At 52.6% G+C, this 16,739-nt stretch carries 21 protein-coding genes; 15 read left to right on the top strand and 6 right to left on the bottom strand.

The window, feature by feature from the left end; translation table 11 throughout:
- Positions 1-143: 143 nt before the first annotated feature.
- Positions 144-626, bottom strand: coding sequence for a hypothetical protein (locus J2X61_RS06885; protein WP_310186802.1), 483 nt, complete (start codon positions 624-626; stop codon positions 144-146).
- Between the two features lie 557 nt (positions 627-1,183).
- On the opposite strand from J2X61_RS06885, the gene J2X61_RS06890 reads away from it, so the two are divergent.
- The 11 genes from J2X61_RS06890 (at position 1,184) to J2X61_RS06940 (ending at position 10,382) form a co-directional block, all read left to right on the top strand.
- Positions 1,184-2,131, top strand: a complete 948-nt coding sequence (locus J2X61_RS06890; RefSeq protein ID WP_310186804.1) for a metal ABC transporter solute-binding protein, Zn/Mn family — start codon at positions 1,184-1,186, stop codon at positions 2,129-2,131.
- A 37-nt stretch (positions 2,132-2,168) separates the two neighbouring features.
- Positions 2,169-2,930, top strand: coding sequence for a metal ABC transporter ATP-binding protein (locus J2X61_RS06895; RefSeq protein ID WP_274468489.1), 762 nt, complete (start codon positions 2,169-2,171; stop codon positions 2,928-2,930).
- A gap of 10 nt (positions 2,931-2,940) precedes the next feature.
- A complete protein-coding gene (locus J2X61_RS06900) occupies positions 2,941-3,882 on the top strand; it encodes a metal ABC transporter permease (protein ID WP_274468490.1) in 942 nt (313 codons plus the stop codon).
- Positions 3,875-4,771 carry a metal ABC transporter permease gene (locus J2X61_RS06905; RefSeq protein ID WP_310186807.1) on the top strand — a complete coding sequence of 299 codons (897 nt, stop codon included), beginning with the start codon at positions 3,875-3,877 and terminating at the stop codon, positions 4,769-4,771. Before J2X61_RS06900 ends, J2X61_RS06905 begins: the two co-directional genes overlap by 8 nt.
- Before the next feature lie 114 nt (positions 4,772-4,885).
- The gene (locus tag J2X61_RS06910; RefSeq protein ID WP_274468492.1) at positions 4,886-5,737 is read left to right on the top strand and encodes a patatin-like phospholipase family protein; all 852 of its coding nucleotides are present in this window, start codon (positions 4,886-4,888) and stop codon (positions 5,735-5,737) included.
- A gap of 274 nt (positions 5,738-6,011) precedes the next feature.
- Positions 6,012-7,046 (top strand): ABC transporter substrate-binding protein, encoded by a 1,035-nt coding sequence (locus J2X61_RS06915; RefSeq protein WP_310186814.1) that lies wholly within the window; start codon positions 6,012-6,014, stop codon positions 7,044-7,046.
- 45 nt (positions 7,047-7,091) lie between these two features.
- Entirely contained in the window at positions 7,092-7,382 is a 291-nt protein-coding gene (locus J2X61_RS06920; RefSeq protein WP_167054316.1) for a thiamine-binding protein, read from the top strand.
- Positions 7,382-8,149 (top strand): ABC transporter permease, encoded by a 768-nt coding sequence (locus J2X61_RS06925; RefSeq protein ID WP_310186819.1) that lies wholly within the window; start codon positions 7,382-7,384, stop codon positions 8,147-8,149. The genes J2X61_RS06920 and J2X61_RS06925 overlap by 1 nt, the downstream gene beginning before the upstream one ends.
- A gap of 20 nt (positions 8,150-8,169) precedes the next feature.
- Entirely contained in the window at positions 8,170-8,946 is a 777-nt protein-coding gene (locus J2X61_RS06930; protein ID WP_274468495.1) for an ABC transporter ATP-binding protein, read from the top strand.
- The gene (locus tag J2X61_RS06935) at positions 8,943-9,743 is read left to right on the top strand and encodes a TatD family hydrolase (RefSeq protein WP_310186821.1); all 801 of its coding nucleotides are present in this window, start codon (positions 8,943-8,945) and stop codon (positions 9,741-9,743) included. Before J2X61_RS06930 ends, J2X61_RS06935 begins: the two co-directional genes overlap by 4 nt.
- Before the next feature lie 81 nt (positions 9,744-9,824).
- Entirely contained in the window at positions 9,825-10,382 is a 558-nt protein-coding gene (locus J2X61_RS06940) for a DNA-3-methyladenine glycosylase I (RefSeq protein WP_274468498.1), read from the top strand.
- A 65-nt stretch (positions 10,383-10,447) separates the two neighbouring features.
- On the opposite strand, the gene J2X61_RS06945 is transcribed toward J2X61_RS06940, so the two are convergent.
- The 3 genes from J2X61_RS06945 to J2X61_RS06955 all read right to left on the bottom strand — a co-directional run bounded on the left by J2X61_RS06945 (position 10,448) and on the right by J2X61_RS06955 (position 12,194).
- On the bottom strand, positions 10,448-10,750 hold the full coding sequence (locus tag J2X61_RS06945; protein ID WP_310186823.1) for a hypothetical protein: 303 nt from the start codon (positions 10,748-10,750) through the stop codon (positions 10,448-10,450).
- Between the two features lie 134 nt (positions 10,751-10,884).
- Positions 10,885-11,874 carry a YpdA family putative bacillithiol disulfide reductase gene (locus J2X61_RS06950; RefSeq protein ID WP_310186825.1) on the bottom strand — a complete coding sequence of 330 codons (990 nt, stop codon included), beginning with the start codon at positions 11,872-11,874 and terminating at the stop codon, positions 10,885-10,887.
- A 143-nt stretch (positions 11,875-12,017) separates the two neighbouring features.
- A complete protein-coding gene (locus J2X61_RS06955) occupies positions 12,018-12,194 on the bottom strand; it encodes a hypothetical protein (protein WP_274468503.1) in 177 nt (58 codons plus the stop codon).
- Positions 12,195-12,366: 172 nt separating this feature from the next.
- Here J2X61_RS06955 and J2X61_RS06960 point away from each other — a divergent pair, with 172 nt between their 5' ends.
- From J2X61_RS06960 to J2X61_RS06970, 3 genes are read left to right on the top strand one after another with little or no spacing between them, the layout of a single operon-like run.
- Positions 12,367-12,675 (top strand): Dabb family protein, encoded by a 309-nt coding sequence (locus tag J2X61_RS06960; protein WP_274468505.1) that lies wholly within the window; start codon positions 12,367-12,369, stop codon positions 12,673-12,675.
- Between the two features lie 12 nt (positions 12,676-12,687).
- Positions 12,688-12,942, top strand: coding sequence for a DUF2164 family protein (locus tag J2X61_RS06965; protein WP_274468506.1), 255 nt, complete (start codon positions 12,688-12,690; stop codon positions 12,940-12,942).
- A 23-nt stretch (positions 12,943-12,965) separates the two neighbouring features.
- On the top strand, positions 12,966-13,604 hold the full coding sequence (locus J2X61_RS06970) for an NUDIX hydrolase (protein WP_274468508.1): 639 nt from the start codon (positions 12,966-12,968) through the stop codon (positions 13,602-13,604).
- A 50-nt stretch (positions 13,605-13,654) separates the two neighbouring features.
- Here J2X61_RS06970 and J2X61_RS06975 read toward each other — a convergent pair whose 3' ends face one another.
- The gene (locus J2X61_RS06975; protein ID WP_274468509.1) at positions 13,655-13,819 is read right to left on the bottom strand and encodes a hypothetical protein; all 165 of its coding nucleotides are present in this window, start codon (positions 13,817-13,819) and stop codon (positions 13,655-13,657) included.
- A gap of 14 nt (positions 13,820-13,833) precedes the next feature.
- Positions 13,834-14,088, bottom strand: a complete 255-nt coding sequence (locus tag J2X61_RS06980) for a YpbS family protein (protein WP_310186833.1) — start codon at positions 14,086-14,088, stop codon at positions 13,834-13,836.
- A 136-nt stretch (positions 14,089-14,224) separates the two neighbouring features.
- Here J2X61_RS06980 and hrpB point away from each other — a divergent pair, with 136 nt between their 5' ends.
- Positions 14,225-16,714 (top strand): ATP-dependent helicase HrpB, encoded by a 2,490-nt coding sequence (gene hrpB / locus J2X61_RS06985; RefSeq protein ID WP_310186835.1) that lies wholly within the window; start codon positions 14,225-14,227, stop codon positions 16,712-16,714.
- Positions 16,715-16,739 lie beyond the last annotated feature (25 nt).

Consider the following 16,739-nt stretch of genomic DNA (forward strand, 5'->3'; position numbering starts at 1 on the left):
ACAGTTCGCTATTTCACCCAAATCCACCCATTCTGCGAATGAAGAGGAAATACGATTCGCTATTGAGCGGTTTGCCACTGAAATTGAAGGAACAACGGCGAGATAAGGTCTTACATTTCCGTATCCTCCCCCAAAATTCCCTCTCAGGCTGAAATAAGGAATCGTATTTCCGCTAACTGCTGGTGAGGGGGAATTAGCCTGTACAACCGTGCACGCTGCTGCCCACTGGATACCATGAGTACTTGCTTGTCACACAAACTGCGCATAAGGTTGCGAGCGTGGCGAGGACTTACGCGAAGATGCGCGGCGAGCTCTGAAGGAGAGAAGGGTTGCAGCAATCTGCGTGCAAAGCGAACAGTTTCAAGCTCGAACCCATTCATGGCATCGGAATTAGAATAAGAAACAAATTTTCCAACCAATTCCAGGATCAGCTGTTGGCACTGTTTTGGCGTTTCCGCGAAAGCAGGGTAGGCGAGCGGCATGACGAGCCAGTCATCTAAACCCAGAAGGCAATGGCGCATGCACAGATCCTTGAACCGCCAAAGCTCAATATCGCGCGCATGGGTGGCGTATCCTTGGATCTCAATGGCAGCTTTGGCGCCGCCAGGCATATAAGCAAAGTCCAAGTAGCGGTACCCATTCGAGAAATCACGCTCCTCGCACTCGGGGTACAAATGATCGAAACTGCCGATTGCCGGATACCACTCCTTTCTCAGAAACTCCGTTTCTCCATGCCCCAACCCCCTTTCCAACCTTTCCCGCCTGGGGCATTCCTCTCCGAAGCAAGCTGTGATGCCATGATGATTTCGAAGGCACGTTCAAACTTCATGAAATCCCTCCTTTCTCCTCGAAATACAAAACGCCGCTCGCATCAAAGGCTGTAGGGGTTCAACCCTTACAGCCTTTGATGAAAGCGGCGTGTGCTTCACGACCGGTTGGTTATTTTATTTGACTGTTAGCGCTAGCGGTGTCACGAACCGTGCTCTCGTGTGTCTGTCCTGCATGATAAAAGACTGTTTGAAGGAATGTGGGCGTGGATAAAAAAAATGTATCGAAGAAAATATTTTTCCCTATTGCAACATTTGTGGTTCTGGTTAATAATGTACATATGATAAAGTTTCCTTAGGTAAACAAATATGCGCTTGTCCAATTTGCAAAGAAGATCCAATCGGGGAGGAACACAATGAAGATTAGAGGGGTTTGGAAGATGGCAGCCCAGGCTGCCTTACTAAGCATTATGTTGACTGTGGCGGCATGCGGGAACATGGGGACTCAGCCGGCCGCGAAGAGCGAGAAGGAGATCCAGGTAACAACAACGATCGGAATGATTACGGATATTGTGGAGCATGTGGGCAAGGAACATGTGAAAGTTACGGGGTTAATGAACGCAGGTGTCGATCCGCATTTATATAAAGCTTCGCAGGGCGATATTAAGAAGCTGGATGAAGCACAAATTATTTTTTACAATGGGCTGCACTTGGAAGGGAAAATGGTTGAGATTTTGGAGAAAATGGGCAAACAGAAACCGACCGTCGCTGTCTCCGAAAACATTGATCGCAAGGCGCTGCGTTCCGGCGCCGAGATGGCGACCGAGTATGATCCGCACATTTGGTTCAATGTGAAGCATTGGATGAAAGCGACCGAGCAAGTGAGGGATTCTCTGAGTGAGCACGATCCGGCACATAAGGACGATTACAGCAAGAACGCGGCTGCGTACTTGAAGGAGCTCGAAGAGCTGGACCGGTATGCAACCGAGCAGATCGCATTGATTCCCGAAGCCACACGCGTTCTTGTTACCGCACATGATGCGTTCGGTTATTTCGGAGATGCTTATCATATTCAAGTGAAGGGTTTGCAGGGAATTAGCACAGCGTCGGAATACGGCTCCAAGGACGTTAGTCAGCTCAGGGATTTCCTGGTCGAGAAGAAGATCAAAGCGGTGTTCGTGGAATCCAGCGTTCCCAAAAAGTCGATCGAAGCGGTCATTCAAGGAGCGAAGGAGAAAGGGCATGAGATTCAAATCGGGGGGGAGCTCTTCTCCGACGCCATGGGCCAGGCCGGAACTCCGGAGGGCACCTATGTCGGCATGGTTCGGCACAACGTAGATACCATTGTCAAAGCGCTGAAGTAGCGACCGAATAGATTCGCATTATTGAGGAGGAACGACAATGAAACATTCGGATGCCCCGCTTTCCATTCATAATATGACGGTTGCTTATCATAAGAAGCCGGTTCTTGAGCAAGTATCCCTCACGATTCCCGAAGGCAAGCTCATCGGGATCGTCGGTCCGAACGGTGCGGGCAAATCGACCTTGATCAAAGCCGCGCTCGGGCTTATACCCAAATTATCAGGCGATGTGAAAATTTACGGCAAGCCGTACAAAGAACAGCGCAAACTTGTCGGCTATGTCCCGCAGCGGGAATCGGTCGATTGGGATTTCCCGACGAACGCCCTGGATGTCGTGACCATGGGACGGTACGGCCACTTGGGCTGGTTCCGCAGACCCGGCAGCAAGGAACAGCAGATCGCGATGGCATGCTTGGAGAAGGTGGGCATGGCCGACTTCGCCGAACGGCAGATCAGCCAGCTCTCCGGCGGACAGCAGCAGCGCATCTTCCTCGCCCGCGCGCTAGCACAGGATGCCAGCTTGTATTTCATGGATGAACCGTTCGTCGGGGTTGATGCCGCGACGGAGAAAGCGATAATTACGCTCCTTGGCGAGCTGAAGAAGCAAGGGAAAACCGTGCTGGTTGTCCATCATGATTTATCGACAGTGAAGGAATATTTCGATTGGGTCATATTGCTCAACGTAGGGATCGTCGACATCGGACCGACCGATGAGGTGTTCACGAAGGAGAAATTGCAGCAAACGTATGGCGGGAAACTGGCGATTTGGGATCGGGAAGATACCCACACGCGAATAGGATGAGGTGATCACCATGTTGGACACATTGCTTCATTTATGGCAGGATCCGAATGCGCGCTGGATCTTGCTCGGCTGCTCGCTTCTCGGATTGAGCAGCGGAGTGTTGGGCAGCTTCGCATATTTGCGCAAGCAATCTCTCATGGGCGACGCCTTGTCGCACGCAGCGCTTCCCGGTGTGTGCGTCGCCTTCATGATAACAGGCTCCAAATCGATCCTGTTCTTCTTGATCGGCGCTGCGCTGGCGGGATTATTAGCTACATTAAGCATCGGTTGGATTACGCGGCATTCCAAGATCAAGCAGGATTCGGCGCTCGGCATTGTCTTATCCGTGTTCTTCGGGGTAGGTATCGTATTGCTAACCCAAATTCAGCACAGCTCCAGCGGAAACCAGAGCGGTTTGGATAAATTTCTGTTCGGGCAAGCGGCTTCGATGGTGCATTCGGATGTGGTCACGATGGCTATAATTTCTTTCGTTCTAGTTGGTATTTGTACGCTGTTCTTCAAAGAATTCAAGCTGCTCAGCTTCGATCCCGGATACGCCAGGGGACTTGGCTTCCCGGTAGGGCTCCTTGATCATTTCATGATGTTCCTGATCGTGGTGGCGGTAGTTGTCGGTATTCAAGCGGTTGGCGTCGTCCTGATGGCCGCTCTTCTCATTACCCCCGCAGTGGCCGCCAGATATTGGACGGAGAAGCTCGGGCTGATGGTCATCTTGGCGGGTCTGTTCGGTGCATTCAGCGGGTTTGTCGGCACCTACCTCAGTACGATGGGCAGCAATTTGCCGACCGGACCGCTGAGCGTGCTGGCGGCTACCGGAGTCTTCGGTTTCTCCCTTTTCTTTGCGCCCAAACGCGGACTGCTGGTTAAACTGTTCCGTCAGTCCTCCTTGAAACAGCAGGTGCAGAAGGATTCGGATCCGTACATCAAGGCCAAAGGGGTGAGCCAAGTTGAATGATTTCTGGATTATTTTGACGGCTGCTCTCGTTGCCGCGGCTTGCTCGTTGGTCGGGTGCTTCCTCGTACTGCGTAAAATGGCCATGATCGGAGATGCGATCAGCCATTCCGTATTGCCGGGCATCGTCATCGCCTTCCTGATCAGCGGGTCGAGAGGCTCGATCTTCATGCTGATCGGCGCTGCGGCCATCGGATTGATCACCGTGTTCCTCATCCAGCTGTTTCAGCAGAGCGGCTTGCAATCCGATGCTTCGATCGGCGTTGTGTTCACAGCGCTATTCTCGGTCGGTGTCGTTCTTGTCAGTTTATATACCCGACAAATCGATTTGGATCTGGACTGCGTGCTGTACGGTGAGATTGCCTATGTGCCGTGGAACACCATCGAGGTAGGCGGAATCAGCATCGGGCCGAAGGCTGTCTGGGCGGTAGGTTTCGCTTTGCTGCTCAGCGCGATTGTCATCGGACTGTTCTATAAACAGTTTAAACTCTGTTCGTTTGATCCGGCGCTTGCCGCAGCTGTGGGCATACCGGTCTTGCTGTTCCATTATCTCTTGATGGGCTTGGTGTCGGTAACAACCGTAGCTTCCTTCGAGAGCGTCGGAGCGATTCTCGTCGTAGGCATGCTGATCGTTCCGGCAGCGACGGCATATTTGTTAACGGAGAAGCTGAGCGTCATGATTGTTTGGAGTATGACGATCGGCGTGCTCTCCTCGGTAGTCGGCTATTATGTCGCTTATTTGTTGGACGCTTCGATTGCCGGCTGCATGATCAGCGTGGCAGGGGCCATGTTCGTTCTGGCTTTCCTTTTATCGCCAACCAATGGTCTCATCATTCGGAAAATTCGTCAAAAACGCGGTTTATCCGGGGTATTTCCCGAATCCGCATCATAAAATGGCTCGAACCTGCTTCTTTGTCCCTTTTACGGAGACGGAGAAGCATTTCTTTTATTTTACATTTCCTGTATGCTTAGAGGTGGCTAGAGTAGAGAGAAAGAAGGTGTCACGATGGAAGGAATTGGACTCGTACTGGAAGGCGGAGGTATGCGTGGCGTGTACACCGCGGGAGTCTTGGAATACTTTATGGAGCAAGACTGGTATTTCCCGTATGTCGTCGGGGTGTCCGCCGGAGCCTGCAATGCGGTTTCATACATCTCCAAACAACGCGGACGCAATAAGAAAGTAACCATCGATTATATCGGTGATCACAGATATTTAAGCTATCGTAATTTACTGCGCTACAAAAGCATATTCGGCATGGATTTTATATTCAATGAATTGCCTAATAAGCTGGTGCCCTTCGATTACGATACTTTCTATAGTTCGCCGCAACAGTTTGCAATCGGGACAACGGATGCGCACACCGGCGAACCGATTTACTACACGAAGCATCAGCTCCAGCTGCAAACGATGCCGATCGTTCAAGCATCCAGCTCGCTGCCGTTTGTGGCCACGCCTATCCATTATGAAGGCCGAACCTTATTTGACGGAGGCCTTGTCGATCCCATTCCTGTGCAGAAATCGCTTGCCGATGGGAACCGTAAGCACGTCATTGTGTTAACGAAGGAAGAAGGCTACCGCAAAACGCCCTTCAAGCAGAGATGGCTGGCCAAAAGCTTTTATCCGAAGTATGACGGACTCGTGGATGTGCTTGTCAATCGGAGCGAGATCTATAACGGAACGCTTGAGCTGGTGAGGAAGATGGAAGAGGATGGAAGCGCGATAGTCATCCGCCCCTCGTCCAAAGTCGTTGTTGGCCGGATGGAGAAAAGTCCGAAGAAGCTGGAAGCGCTGCATGAACTCGGGTATGAAGATGCGAAACGGATCGGCTCGCGGATGAAGGAATGGTTATTTAGCTAAGTTAATGATTAATGTTTGCAATCATTGCGAACATGAGGTATGGTAATATCAAACCAATAAGAACCCACGGGAGCTTGAGGAGTCAGGCTGAGATTGTGACCGTTATGTCGCTAACCGTTAATCTGATCTGGGTAATGCCAGCGTAGAGAATTCATACAAATGCATGTCCATTCGCAATGTTCGGAATGAGAATATCATTTTCTACCTATGGCGCTCCCGGTAAACGGGGGCTTTTTCTTGTGGTTATACAGATAAAGGGAGAGGGAAACAAGAAATGAACTGGAAGAAAATTGCACCACTCATGCTCGTGAGCTTGACCGTCCTTGCCGCAGGCTGCGGGAAGCAAGGAGCGTCGCCCGCTACGCCTGCCGCTTCAACGGCGCCGGCTGCTACCGCCAAGAAGCTGACGGATGTGAAAGTCGTCTTGGACTGGACGCCGAACACCAACCATACGGGCTTATATGTGGCCAAAGACCAAGGATTTTTTGAACAAGAGGGGCTGAACGTTCAAATTATCGCGCCTGGCGAAGCGGGGGCTGACGCGATGATTGCTTCAGGAGCCGCCGAGTTCGGCGTATCCTATCAGGAAGGCATTACGCAAGGCCGTATTCAAGGCGTGCCGATCGTCTCGATTGCCGCAGTTATTCAACACAACACCTCGGGCTTCGCATCTCCCGTTGCGAAAAATATCGTCACACCGAAGGATTTTGCAGGCAAAACGTATGGAGGCTGGGGAGCTCCGGCGGAAAGCGCAATGATCGAATCCTTGATGCAATCGGAGAAAGCCGATCCGAGCAAAGTGAAAATTGTGAACATCGGAGATGCGGATTACTTCACAGCCGTGAAAAGAGATATCGATTTCGCCTGGATCTACTATGCATGGACAGGTGTGGACGCTGAACTTCGCGGCGAACCGCTCAACATGATTTATTTGAACAAGTATTCCGATAAGCTGGATTATTATACGCCGGTTCTGGCAACGAACGAGAAAATGATCAAAGAAAAACCGGAAATTGTAAAAGCGTTCACCGCTGCTGCCGCCAAAGGATATCAATTTGCCATCTCCAAACCGGAGGATGCGGCGAATATTTTGATCAAAGCCGTACCGGATCTGGATCCGAAGCTCGTGATGGCCAGTCAGAAATGGCTGAGTCCGCGTTATCAGGACGATGCGCCTCGTTGGGGCGAGCAGAAGCGTCAGGTATGGGAGAACTATGCCAACTGGATGCTGGAACATAAGCTGCTCGAGAAAAATCTCGATGTCGATGCGGCATTTACGAACAACTTCTTGCCTGCAAGCTCGAAATAATCATCATACCGGAAATAAATCGTTAAACCGAAAGGGGCCGTTCATGTGGCTAATGCACTTGTCAGTATTCAAATCATTCCCAAAACGAAAAACAACGAAGATGTCATTCCTTATGTGGACCGTGCGATCGAAGTCATCGCAAAGTCAGGTGTGAAATACTTCGTCTCCCCGCTTGAGACAACGATGGAAGGGGAGCTGGATCAATTGATGCTCATCATTCAGGATATGAATGCAGCGATGATTGAGATGGGCAGCCCGAACGTCATCTCCCAGGTGAAAATTTATTTCAATCCATCCGGCGCTTCCATGGACAAGCTGACGGAGAAGTACAGATAATGAAGCTGAAGAACGCATTGAAAGCAGGGTGGCCACCGGTTGTTGTGGTCATCCTTCTCTTGCTTATTTGGCAGCTTGCCGTAACGTGGGGAGGGACGGCAAGCTGGCTGCTGCCTAGTCCGCTCAAAATCTGGCGGGACGGCACAACGGATATGGTCAGGGTATGGATGCATACGTGGGCAACTGTGCGTCTGATGTTGATCGGTTTCCTTGTCGGCAGCCTTGGCGGCATTGCTGCTGCAAGCATCCTGCATCGCGTCCCCTTCTTGAAGGCGGGATTGTATCCGCTGTTGATTCTGTCGCAGAACGTGCCGGTTATCGCGCTGGGGCCGCTGCTGATCATTTTATTCGGTTTTGGCATTTTACCTAAAATTATTTTGATATCGCTCGTATGTTTCTTTCCTGTGACGATGTCTACCTTGGACGGATTCATGCAAACGGATAGAAACATGTATAACTATATGCAAATGATCGGCGCAGGCAAACGGCAAATCTTCTATAAACTGGAGCTGCCGCATGCCATGCCGTTCGTATTTACCGGACTCAAAATTTCCGCTACCTACAGTGTGATGGGAGCCGTGATCGCAGAGTGGCTTGGCGGGGGTGTCGGGCTTGGCTATTACATGATCTTGCAGAAATCGGCATTCCGGGCAGACCGGGAATTCGTTGCCATTCTGATCATCGTTATTCTCAGCTTGCTCTTCTTCTGGCTGATCGCAGGGTTGGAGAAGCTTGTGATCCGGTGGAACGCCAAGCGGTCATCTTAGGAAGGGAGAGGAACGAAGTCATGAATGAACGTAAGGTCAAATTAGAGCTCAAAGGTATTCATCATACATTCCCAGGCAAAAAACAACAGGTCGCTGTGCTGTCCGATCTGTCGCTGCATGTGGATGAGGGGGAATTCGTTTCCCTAATCGGCCCTTCCGGCAGCGGGAAGAGCACCTTGTTCCACATCATCGGCGGACTGCTTGCACCCGACACCGGAGAGGTTTGGCTGGATGGCGTCCATGTAACCGGCAGGAAGGGACTTATCAGCTATATGCCGCAGCAGCCCGCCTTGTTTCCATGGCGATCCATTGAAGCGAATGTAGCGCTTTCGCAGGAGGTAGCCGGAGAAGCGCGCTCCGCCGCACTGGCCAAAGCAAGGGAGTGGCTGCCGAGAGTAGGGTTGGGCGGCTACGAGCAGGAGCTTCCGCATGTGCTCTCCGGCGGGATGCAGCAGCGCGTATCGTTCCTGAGAGCTCTGCTGGGCCCGCAGGAGCTCATGTGCCTGGATGAGCCGTTCGGCTCATTGGATGCTTTGACCCGCCAGAGCATGCAGACATGGCTGCTGAACATCTGGGAGCAGAACAAAAGATCCATCCTGTTCATTACCCACAGCATTGAAGAAGCCTTGTTCCTGTCCGATCGGATCTATGTCCTCTCCAACAAGCCGGCGCGTGTTATCGAGGAACTGGCCGTGCCATTCCCACGGCCCCGGCAGGAGACAGTTACCGTGCAGCCCGTCTTCCACGAGCTGCGACAGCATATACAAGATTTGCTGCGTCAGGAGATGAGATCATGAACAGAGCCATTGATGCCCATATTCATCTGGACATGTATGATGAGCTGCAAGCCAGCGCCATCCTGTCCGAGCTGGAAGCAAACAAAGTTGAAGCGCTAATTGCCGTCTCGAGACATCTTGCCTCGTGTAAGGCAACGATGCGGCTTCGTTCGCTTGCTCCGCAGCGGGTGTATGCTGCGTATGGTTATCATCCCGAGCAGGCGCTGCCTGCAGAGGAGGACCTGCAAGAGCTGCTTGCGTGGATCCGGCAGCATGCGGCTGAAATGGTGGCGGTAGGCGAAATCGGCCTGCCCTATTATATGCGGACGGAAGCAGAGGAGCAGGGAGGTTCTTTGGATCTTGCACCGTATATCCGGCTGCTGGAACAGTTCCTTCGTCTTGCTGCGGAGTTGGACAAGCCGGTCGTCCTTCATGCCGTCTATGAGGATGGGGACATCGTGTGCGACCTGCTCCACAAGTACGGCATTCGGAAGGCGCATTTCCATTGGTTCAAAGGCTCGCCGCAGACCATTCAGCGAATGATTCAATCGCGGTACGTCATTTCTATCACGCCTGACGTTCTGTACGAGGATGACATTCGTTCGCTTGTTCGCAGCTATCCGCTTGAGCTGCTCATGGTCGAAACGGACGGTCCATGGCCGTTCGAGGGACCATTCGAAGGCCAGATGACGCATCCGCGCATGATTCATGCCGTTATCGAGCAGATCGCCCTGCTGCATGGCAGAACGAGCGAAGCGGTGGCTGAGCGAATCATGCACACCACCAAGCAATTTTATGGCCTTCATACCGTTGGTTAATTTGGATCTGGACATCTGTTCGCACAGCTCCTATAATGAAATAGAACAAGTGTTCGTTATATTGAAAGGGTGCGTGTATACATGACGGTCAGATGCAGTTGGGTAAATGAAGATCCGTTATATGTCGATTACCATGATCATGAATGGGGTGTACCTGTTCATGACGATCGTAAATTGTTTGAAATGCTCAATTTGGAAGGCGCTCAAGCCGGTCTAAGCTGGTATACGATACTGAAGAAGCGAGAAGGCTACCGGGAAGCATTCGAAGGCTTCGATCCTCATAAGATTATCCGGTATGATGAGAAGAAGCTGGCTGAACTGCTGCAGCATCCGGGCATTGTGCGGAACAGGCTGAAAATTGCGGCTGTCGTTCAGAACGCCAAGGCCTTCCTGAAGGTTCAGGAAGAGTTCGGCTCTTTCGACCGGTATATCTGGGGCTTCGTAGGCGGTAAGCCGATTAAGAACAATTGGGCGGATATGTCGCAGGTTCCGGCAACGTCGGAGATTTCCGACGCCATGAGCAAGGATTTGAAAAAGCGCGGCTTCAAGTTCGTCGGCTCGACGATTTGTTATGCGTACATGCAAGCCGTGGGCATGGTCAACGATCATAATCAAATGTGCTTCCGTTATCATAGCTGAACGAAATAGAGAAGGCCATCCAGGAGGACGAATGTCCGAACCGGATGGCCTTTTGTGTGCTTCACTCAGGCATATTGGAGCAGTTTCTCCATCAAGTTATATTTAATTAAATAAATCCGCTTGCGCACATAGAAGTCGTAGACGGCACCCTTCAATTCTCTCGGTTTGATCCGGTTGTTCGTATCGTTATCTATGATAATCACAGAGCCGTCGTCATAGAACTTAAACGTGTAGTCGGCGTAAGGAGTGTCTGTTTCGTCAAGCATGGCGTCAATCTGTCCGGGAAGAAGATGGTCAGTTTCACACAATGCCTTGTGGTACCAATAATCTCTCTCAATAAAACGGAAATTGTGACTGGTGTTCATCATGTTAACTACCTCCTCATCTATACGGAACATTTGTTCTTGTTTTTATTATATCAAACAAATGTTCGTATTGGAAGAGGAATCTCTGAAATTAAAGGAAATATTTTCATAGAAAATCATAGAAAAAAGACCTTCAATCACTCGGATCGAAGGTTCTTTTGTGCAGCGATATGCCGGGTAATCGCCAGGCCGTGGAGCCGGCCCGTTTCGATGAAAATTTCGTTAGCATCGTATTTAGATGAAGCGACAACACCAGCTACGTATAAGCCCGGTACGGCCGTTTCCATCGTCTCGGGGTTCACGACAGGCGCGTTCGTCTCTTCGTGGAAAACGACGCCGATCGTATCCAGAAGCGTGCGGTCAGGCCGGAAGCCTGTGAGCGCAAGCACGAAATCGTTCTCGAGCGTGACTCGTTCGCTTCCTTTGCGTACGGTGACGTTCATCTCCTCGATAACTTCCACCTGAGAATCGAACCACATTGCGATACGGCCTTTATTCACCATGCTTTCGAAAATCGGCCGGACCCAAGGCTTAATATTGGCCGAGAAGTCTTTCCCCCTGTAAATAACCGTGACTTCAGCGCCAACCTTGAGCAGATCCATGGCGGCATCGACGGCAGAGTTGTTCCCGCCGATAATGGCAACTTTGGCTCCGGCATAAGGATGCGCCTCTTTATAATAGTGTGTCGTTTTCGGAAGATCTTCGCCGGGAATGCCGAGAAGATTCGGGTGGTCAAAATACCCGGTAGCAACGACCACATGGACGGCTGCATATTCAGTCTTCCGACCTGCTGCATTCACTGTATGTACTAGGAAGCCCGCCGCATTTCGCTCCACGGATACAACTTCCTCATAAGAATGAATGCGCAGCTTTTCTCGCCGTGCGACCTCGCGGTAGTAGACCAACGCTTCCTGCCGGTACGGCTTATCGTTAGGCGTGGTGAAAGGGTAGCCGCCGATTTCCAGCAGCTCCGGCGTGCTGAAGAACTGCAAGTACGTCGGATATTGATAGATGGCGTTGACGATGCAGCTTTTTTCTATGAGTAACGGGGAAAGACCTTCGCGCTGCAAGGCGACAGCCGCAGACAGACCGCAGGGTCCGGCCCCGATCACAATGACTTGTTCCAATGTTGACAACCTCCTCCATAACTGTTTCCCCAACTAATAGTAACGCAACCTAACGGGGATGCCAAGCTCAGGGAGGTAAAAAAAGAGCAGACAGCTCTCCGATTAACGTTCGGAATACGCTGCCTGCCCGGCGGATCTTGACGTTATTTCTGGTTCAATTGGCGGCTCTCATCCGCTTCGCTGATGTCGTCTTTGGCTATATTGACGGGCGTTAAGCCAGGTGCGTTCTCCAAGGTGTCGTTCACGAACTCCATGTCTTGATTTTTGGCATTCATATTCGTCGTTCCTTTGTAATTGCCGGTATGCTTCTTGTTCTCCAAGAATCATCATCCTCTCATCGTTTGGTTTTCACTTTCAGCCTTAACGTGTACACTTCGGCAGGATTTTATTCCCTGCAGCAGGGAAGAGGAAGGACTGCTTGCAGGCGTGTAGTTCGAGCGGACAAAATCAGCTATAATAAGTGAAGTTGGATAATAAAGGAGAAATGAGACGATGAGTGCGATGGCGATTAAACATATGGTAGTTTTTAATTTGCATGCAGGTAAGGATACACCGGAAGCAGAGGCGTTCTTGAGAGAAAGCGCCGAGGAGCTCGCCGCGATTCCCGGCGTAGAGCAATTCGAAGTGTTTCGTCAAGTTAGCGCCAAAACGAATTATGATTACGGATTTTCCATGTTTTTTGCAAATCAAGCCGCTTATGATGCTTATAACGTGCATCCAGTGCATACGCAGTATGTTGCCGAGCGCTGGGTGAAGGAAGTCAGCCGGTTTCAAGAGATCGATTTGACGAAGTTCGAATAAGGAGAGAATGCCATGAAGCCGTTCAAAATCCCTAAGGAAGAGAAGGAAGCGCTGATTAGCGATCTGCAAGGTCAATTGGAGAACGATCATGGGATCGAGATGGGCAATTTAGCGGTTGAACAGCTAATTGATTATATGGCCCAGCAGCTGTATGCGCCTATATATAATCAAGCGGTCGAAGATGCAGGCAAACTCCTGATGGAGCGAATGGGTGCGATGGAAGATGACCTGTATGCGATGAAAATCATGAGAAAATCGCGCAGATAACAAGCAGGGGAGGCATAGCCGCATTGAGTAAGCAAGAAGAGCTGTTCGACATTTATGATGACAAAATGAATTGGCTAGGCGCAGCCCCGCGCTCGGAAGTGCATGCGAACGGATACTGGCATTGCACGTTTCAATGCTGGATTATTAGCATGGAGGAAGAGGAACCGGCGCTTCTGCTTCAGTTAAGGCATCCGGATAAAGATTTGTTCCCGAACCTGTTGGACATTTCTTGCGCCGGACATCTGGCTGCAGGCGAAACAGTGGCAGACGGGGCGCGGGAGCTGGAGGAAGAGCTGGGACTTCACGTTGATTTCAGCGAGCTCGTTCCTTGCGGCATTTTTGCAGAGGAAGATTTGGTGTCGGACCTGCTCATCGATCGTGAATATTGTCATGTGTTCCTCTACCGGTGCGATCAACCGTTGTCACAGTACAAGCTGCAGGCCGATGAAGTGACCGCTTTATTCAAAGTAAGTGCGGCCGGCTTGGAACGTCTGGTGCATGGGGAAGCGCAACAACTGGAGGCGAGAGGGGTTAGGAGCGGCGAGAACGGCCGGCTTGAACCAGCCGAACTGGTTGTGACCTTGGACAAGGTAGTGCCGCATCCGGCGGCGTATTATGACCTTGTGTTCAATTCACTGCGGAAGCATGGCCTCCTGATATGAAAAAGAACCGAATCGGGTAACCCGACCGGCTCTCCAAACACGCGAAGGTGTTAGACAAAATACTTGTTCGCTATGTAGGCATAAGCAATATAACCGACGATGGAGAGTCCGATACACAGAATGCCAAGCGCAATTTTACGCTTAAACAGCAGCACGAAACCCGCGCTGAAAGCCGACCCTATGAACAACATAGAAATAAACGTGAGAATACCCATGAATCTTGATCTCCCTATCCTTTGTTTACGTAATCACGTACCATGTCTTCGGTTACATAAGAACGGAGCGGAGAAATGCCTTCTTTGGCATGGGCGATGATCTTGGCTGTTACAGCATTGATCGCATCTACGGTAAACGGCAGCCCGCGTCGGCACAATTCGACGGCAGCTTCGATCGCTTCCTCGCGCTGGGCATCCAGTTCGGCGAAACGAACAAGGTGCATATGCTGTGCATTCGAATGTTTGGTAATCGCTTCATGTACATTCATCTTCAAGTTCTCCTTTCGTGACCAGTTTCTAATCCAGTATACACGATTGTAAAGGGCAGGAACAGTTTTTACAGGGTGAAATCCGAACAATAATCGACAAATGATAGCAAATGATAGAGAAGGTATAAGTGAACAAATGAGCAAATTACCGATTGAAGACGTACTCCCCCAACTGAAAAAAGCTCTCCATACACATGTATGTGCCGTTCTGGTCGCACAGCCCGGTGCCGGCAAAACAACGCAGGTTCCGTTAGCTCTTCTTCAAGAGACCTGGCTGCAGGGCAAGAAAATCGTGATGCTGGAGCCGCGAAGGCTGGCCGCGCGGTCAGCTGCTCGCTATATGGCAAGTCTTATCGGCGAAGCCGTTGGGCAAACTGTCGGATACCGGGTGAAAAACGATACGTGCGTCGGTCCGCAAACGCGGATAGAAGTAATTACGGAGGGCATCCTTACTCGGATGCTGCAGTCGGACCCGGCGTTGGAAGAAGCCGGAATCGTTATTTTCGACGAGTTTCACGAGCGCAGCTTGCATGCCGATTTGGGGCTGGCGCTCAGCCGGCAGTCCCAATCGCTGCTGCGGGACGATCTGCGGATCCTCGTCATGTCGGCGACCATCGAAGCCGAACCGGTATCCGCAATGCTGGATGATGCGCCGGTCATTTTGAGTGAAGGGCGCACGTATCCTGTTGCTACCCATTACTTAAGCGCGTCCAAACAAGACGAAAGACTGGAAAACACGGTAGTCAGAAGCATTAGGCATGCCTTACAAACCGATGAAGGCAGCATCCTCGTATTTCTTCCCGGCGCACCGGAAATTCATCGCGTAGCCAGCGCTCTCGCCGCGCTGCAGCTTGACCATGTCGCGACAGTTGCGCCGCTGTACGGGAACCTGCCCCAGGATGCGCAGGACCGCGCTTTGGCGCCGTGCCAGTCGGGGAAGCGGAAAATCGTCCTGGCCACGTCGATTGCCGAAACGTCACTGACCGTGGAAGGCGTCACGGTCGTGATCGACAGCGGCCTGATGCGGGTGCCGCGCTTCTCGCCGCGTACCGGCATGACCCGTCTGACGACGGTTCCGGTGTCCGCGGCTTCGGCCGACCAGCGCCGGGGTCGGGCCGGCCGTCTCGGTCCAGGCGTATGCTACCGCCTCTGGACCGAGACCGAGCAGCGCCAGCTGGCGCCGAGCTCTACGCCGGAGATCCGTGAAGCGGATCTGGCCCCGCTCGCGCTTGAGCTGGCCGCCTGGGGCGTGTCAGACCCTGCGGAGCTGGTCTGGCTCGACCCGCCGCCTGCTGCTGCCTACCAGCAGGCGAAGGAGCTGCTCTTGCAGCTAGGCGCGCTGCAAGAGAGCGGGAGCCCCAGCGCGCACGGCAAACGCATGGCGGCGCTGGGGCTGCACCCGCGGCTTGCGCACATGGTGCTGCAAGCCATTCCGCTCGAGCTCGGCGCGCTGGCGTGCGAGCTCGCGGCAATGCTGAGCGAGCGCGATGTGCTTGCAGGCGCTCGCGGCCGGGATGCGGATGTGCGCACCCGCATCGAAGTGATCTGGCGCGCTGCGCAAGGCGAGCAGCGCGATGATGTTGACTTTGGCTTGTGCCGCCGGATTGCGGCGGAAGCCAAAGCATTGATGGGCGCGCTCGGCATACGGCCTGGCGCGCAGCGGTCTGCGGCGAGCGGATTGCTGCTCGCCTTCGCGTATCCCGATCGGATTGCGCAGCGGCGCACGATCGGGCGGTTCCTGCTCAGTAGCGGGCGCGGAGCCGTGCTGCCGGAACTGCAGGCGCTCTCGAACGAGCGCTACGTCGTGGCGGCGGAGCTCGACGACAGCGGTGTCGAGAGCCGCGTGCTGCTCGCTGCGCCGGTCAGCGAGGAGGAGCTGCTGAACGCTTTCGAGGAACGCCTGCTGCAGGAGCAGGAGGTGCTCTGGGATTCGGCGTCCGGCTCCGTTAAAGCGAGAGAGCGCCTGCGGCTTGGCGCCATTGTATTCAAAGAAAGGCCGCTGCCTAATCCGAATCCCGACCTGCTCGTCGGCGCTTTGATCGCCGGTATCCGCTCGGAATCATTGGAGCTGCTGCCCTGGAATCGGGCTGCGCGTCAGCTGCAAGAACGCGTTATCTTCGTGCACCGCCATTTCGGTGACTGGCCGGACATGAGGGATACGGCGCTGCTGGATACGCTGGAGGAATGGCTTACCCCTCATCTTTACGGAATGACAGGCAAGGGAGCGCTCGGTCGTTTGAATTTGACACAAATTTTGGAAGGCATGCTGACGTGGGAGCAGCGCCGTTCACTCGATGAATGGGCGCCTACACACATCATTGTCCCTAGCGGCTCGCGCATTCCTGTTGATTATAGCGACATAGCCTCTCCGACACTCTCGGTCCGGCTGCAGGAAATGTTCGGCTTGGCCGATACGCCGCGCATCGCAAAAGGCCGGGTGCCGCTGACGCTGCACCTGTTGTCGCCGGCGCAGCGTCCGGTTCAAGTGACGAAGGACTTGGCCAGCTTCTGGCGGGATGCGTATTTCGAGGTCAAAAAAGACCTCAAAGGCCGCTATCCCAAACATTACTGGCCGGATGACCCCATGGCGGCGATTCCGACGAATCGCGCCAAACCGCGGGTTTGAATGATTGCACACGCACATACTGTGC

The organism is Bacillus sp. 3255, from assembly GCF_031456485.1.
In the GTDB taxonomy this organism is placed as follows: Bacteria; Bacillota; Bacilli; order Paenibacillales; family NBRC-103111; genus Paenibacillus_E.

What these genes read in the sequence shown, in the direction of transcription:
- J2X61_RS06945 (WP_310186823.1), bottom strand. Translation starts at nt 10,750, where the DNA reads ATGATGAACACCAGTCACAATTTCCGTTTTATTGAGAGAGATTATTGG.
- J2X61_RS06960 (WP_274468505.1), top strand. Translation starts at nt 12,367, where the DNA reads ATGAGTGCGATGGCGATTAAACATATGGTAGTTTTTAATTTGCATGCA.
- J2X61_RS06930 (WP_274468495.1), top strand. Translation starts at nt 8,170, where the DNA reads ATGAATGAACGTAAGGTCAAATTAGAGCTCAAAGGTATTCATCATACA.
- J2X61_RS06910 (WP_274468492.1), top strand. Translation starts at nt 4,886, where the DNA reads ATGGAAGGAATTGGACTCGTACTGGAAGGCGGAGGTATGCGTGGCGTG.
- J2X61_RS06900 (WP_274468490.1), top strand. Translation starts at nt 2,941, where the DNA reads ATGTTGGACACATTGCTTCATTTATGGCAGGATCCGAATGCGCGCTGG.
- J2X61_RS06980 (WP_310186833.1), bottom strand. Translation starts at nt 14,088, where the DNA reads ATGAATGTACATGAAGCGATTACCAAACATTCGAATGCACAGCATATG.
- hrpB (WP_310186835.1), top strand. Translation starts at nt 14,225, where the DNA reads ATGAGCAAATTACCGATTGAAGACGTACTCCCCCAACTGAAAAAAGCT.
- J2X61_RS06890 (WP_310186804.1), top strand. Translation starts at nt 1,184, where the DNA reads ATGAAGATTAGAGGGGTTTGGAAGATGGCAGCCCAGGCTGCCTTACTA.
- J2X61_RS06965 (WP_274468506.1), top strand. Translation starts at nt 12,688, where the DNA reads ATGAAGCCGTTCAAAATCCCTAAGGAAGAGAAGGAAGCGCTGATTAGC.
- J2X61_RS06915 (WP_310186814.1), top strand. Translation starts at nt 6,012, where the DNA reads ATGAACTGGAAGAAAATTGCACCACTCATGCTCGTGAGCTTGACCGTC.
- J2X61_RS06925 (WP_310186819.1), top strand. Translation starts at nt 7,382, where the DNA reads ATGAAGCTGAAGAACGCATTGAAAGCAGGGTGGCCACCGGTTGTTGTG.
- J2X61_RS06935 (WP_310186821.1), top strand. Translation starts at nt 8,943, where the DNA reads ATGAACAGAGCCATTGATGCCCATATTCATCTGGACATGTATGATGAG.
- J2X61_RS06895 (WP_274468489.1), top strand. Translation starts at nt 2,169, where the DNA reads ATGAAACATTCGGATGCCCCGCTTTCCATTCATAATATGACGGTTGCT.
- J2X61_RS06975 (WP_274468509.1), bottom strand. Translation starts at nt 13,819, where the DNA reads ATGGGTATTCTCACGTTTATTTCTATGTTGTTCATAGGGTCGGCTTTC.
- J2X61_RS06940 (WP_274468498.1), top strand. Translation starts at nt 9,825, where the DNA reads ATGACGGTCAGATGCAGTTGGGTAAATGAAGATCCGTTATATGTCGAT.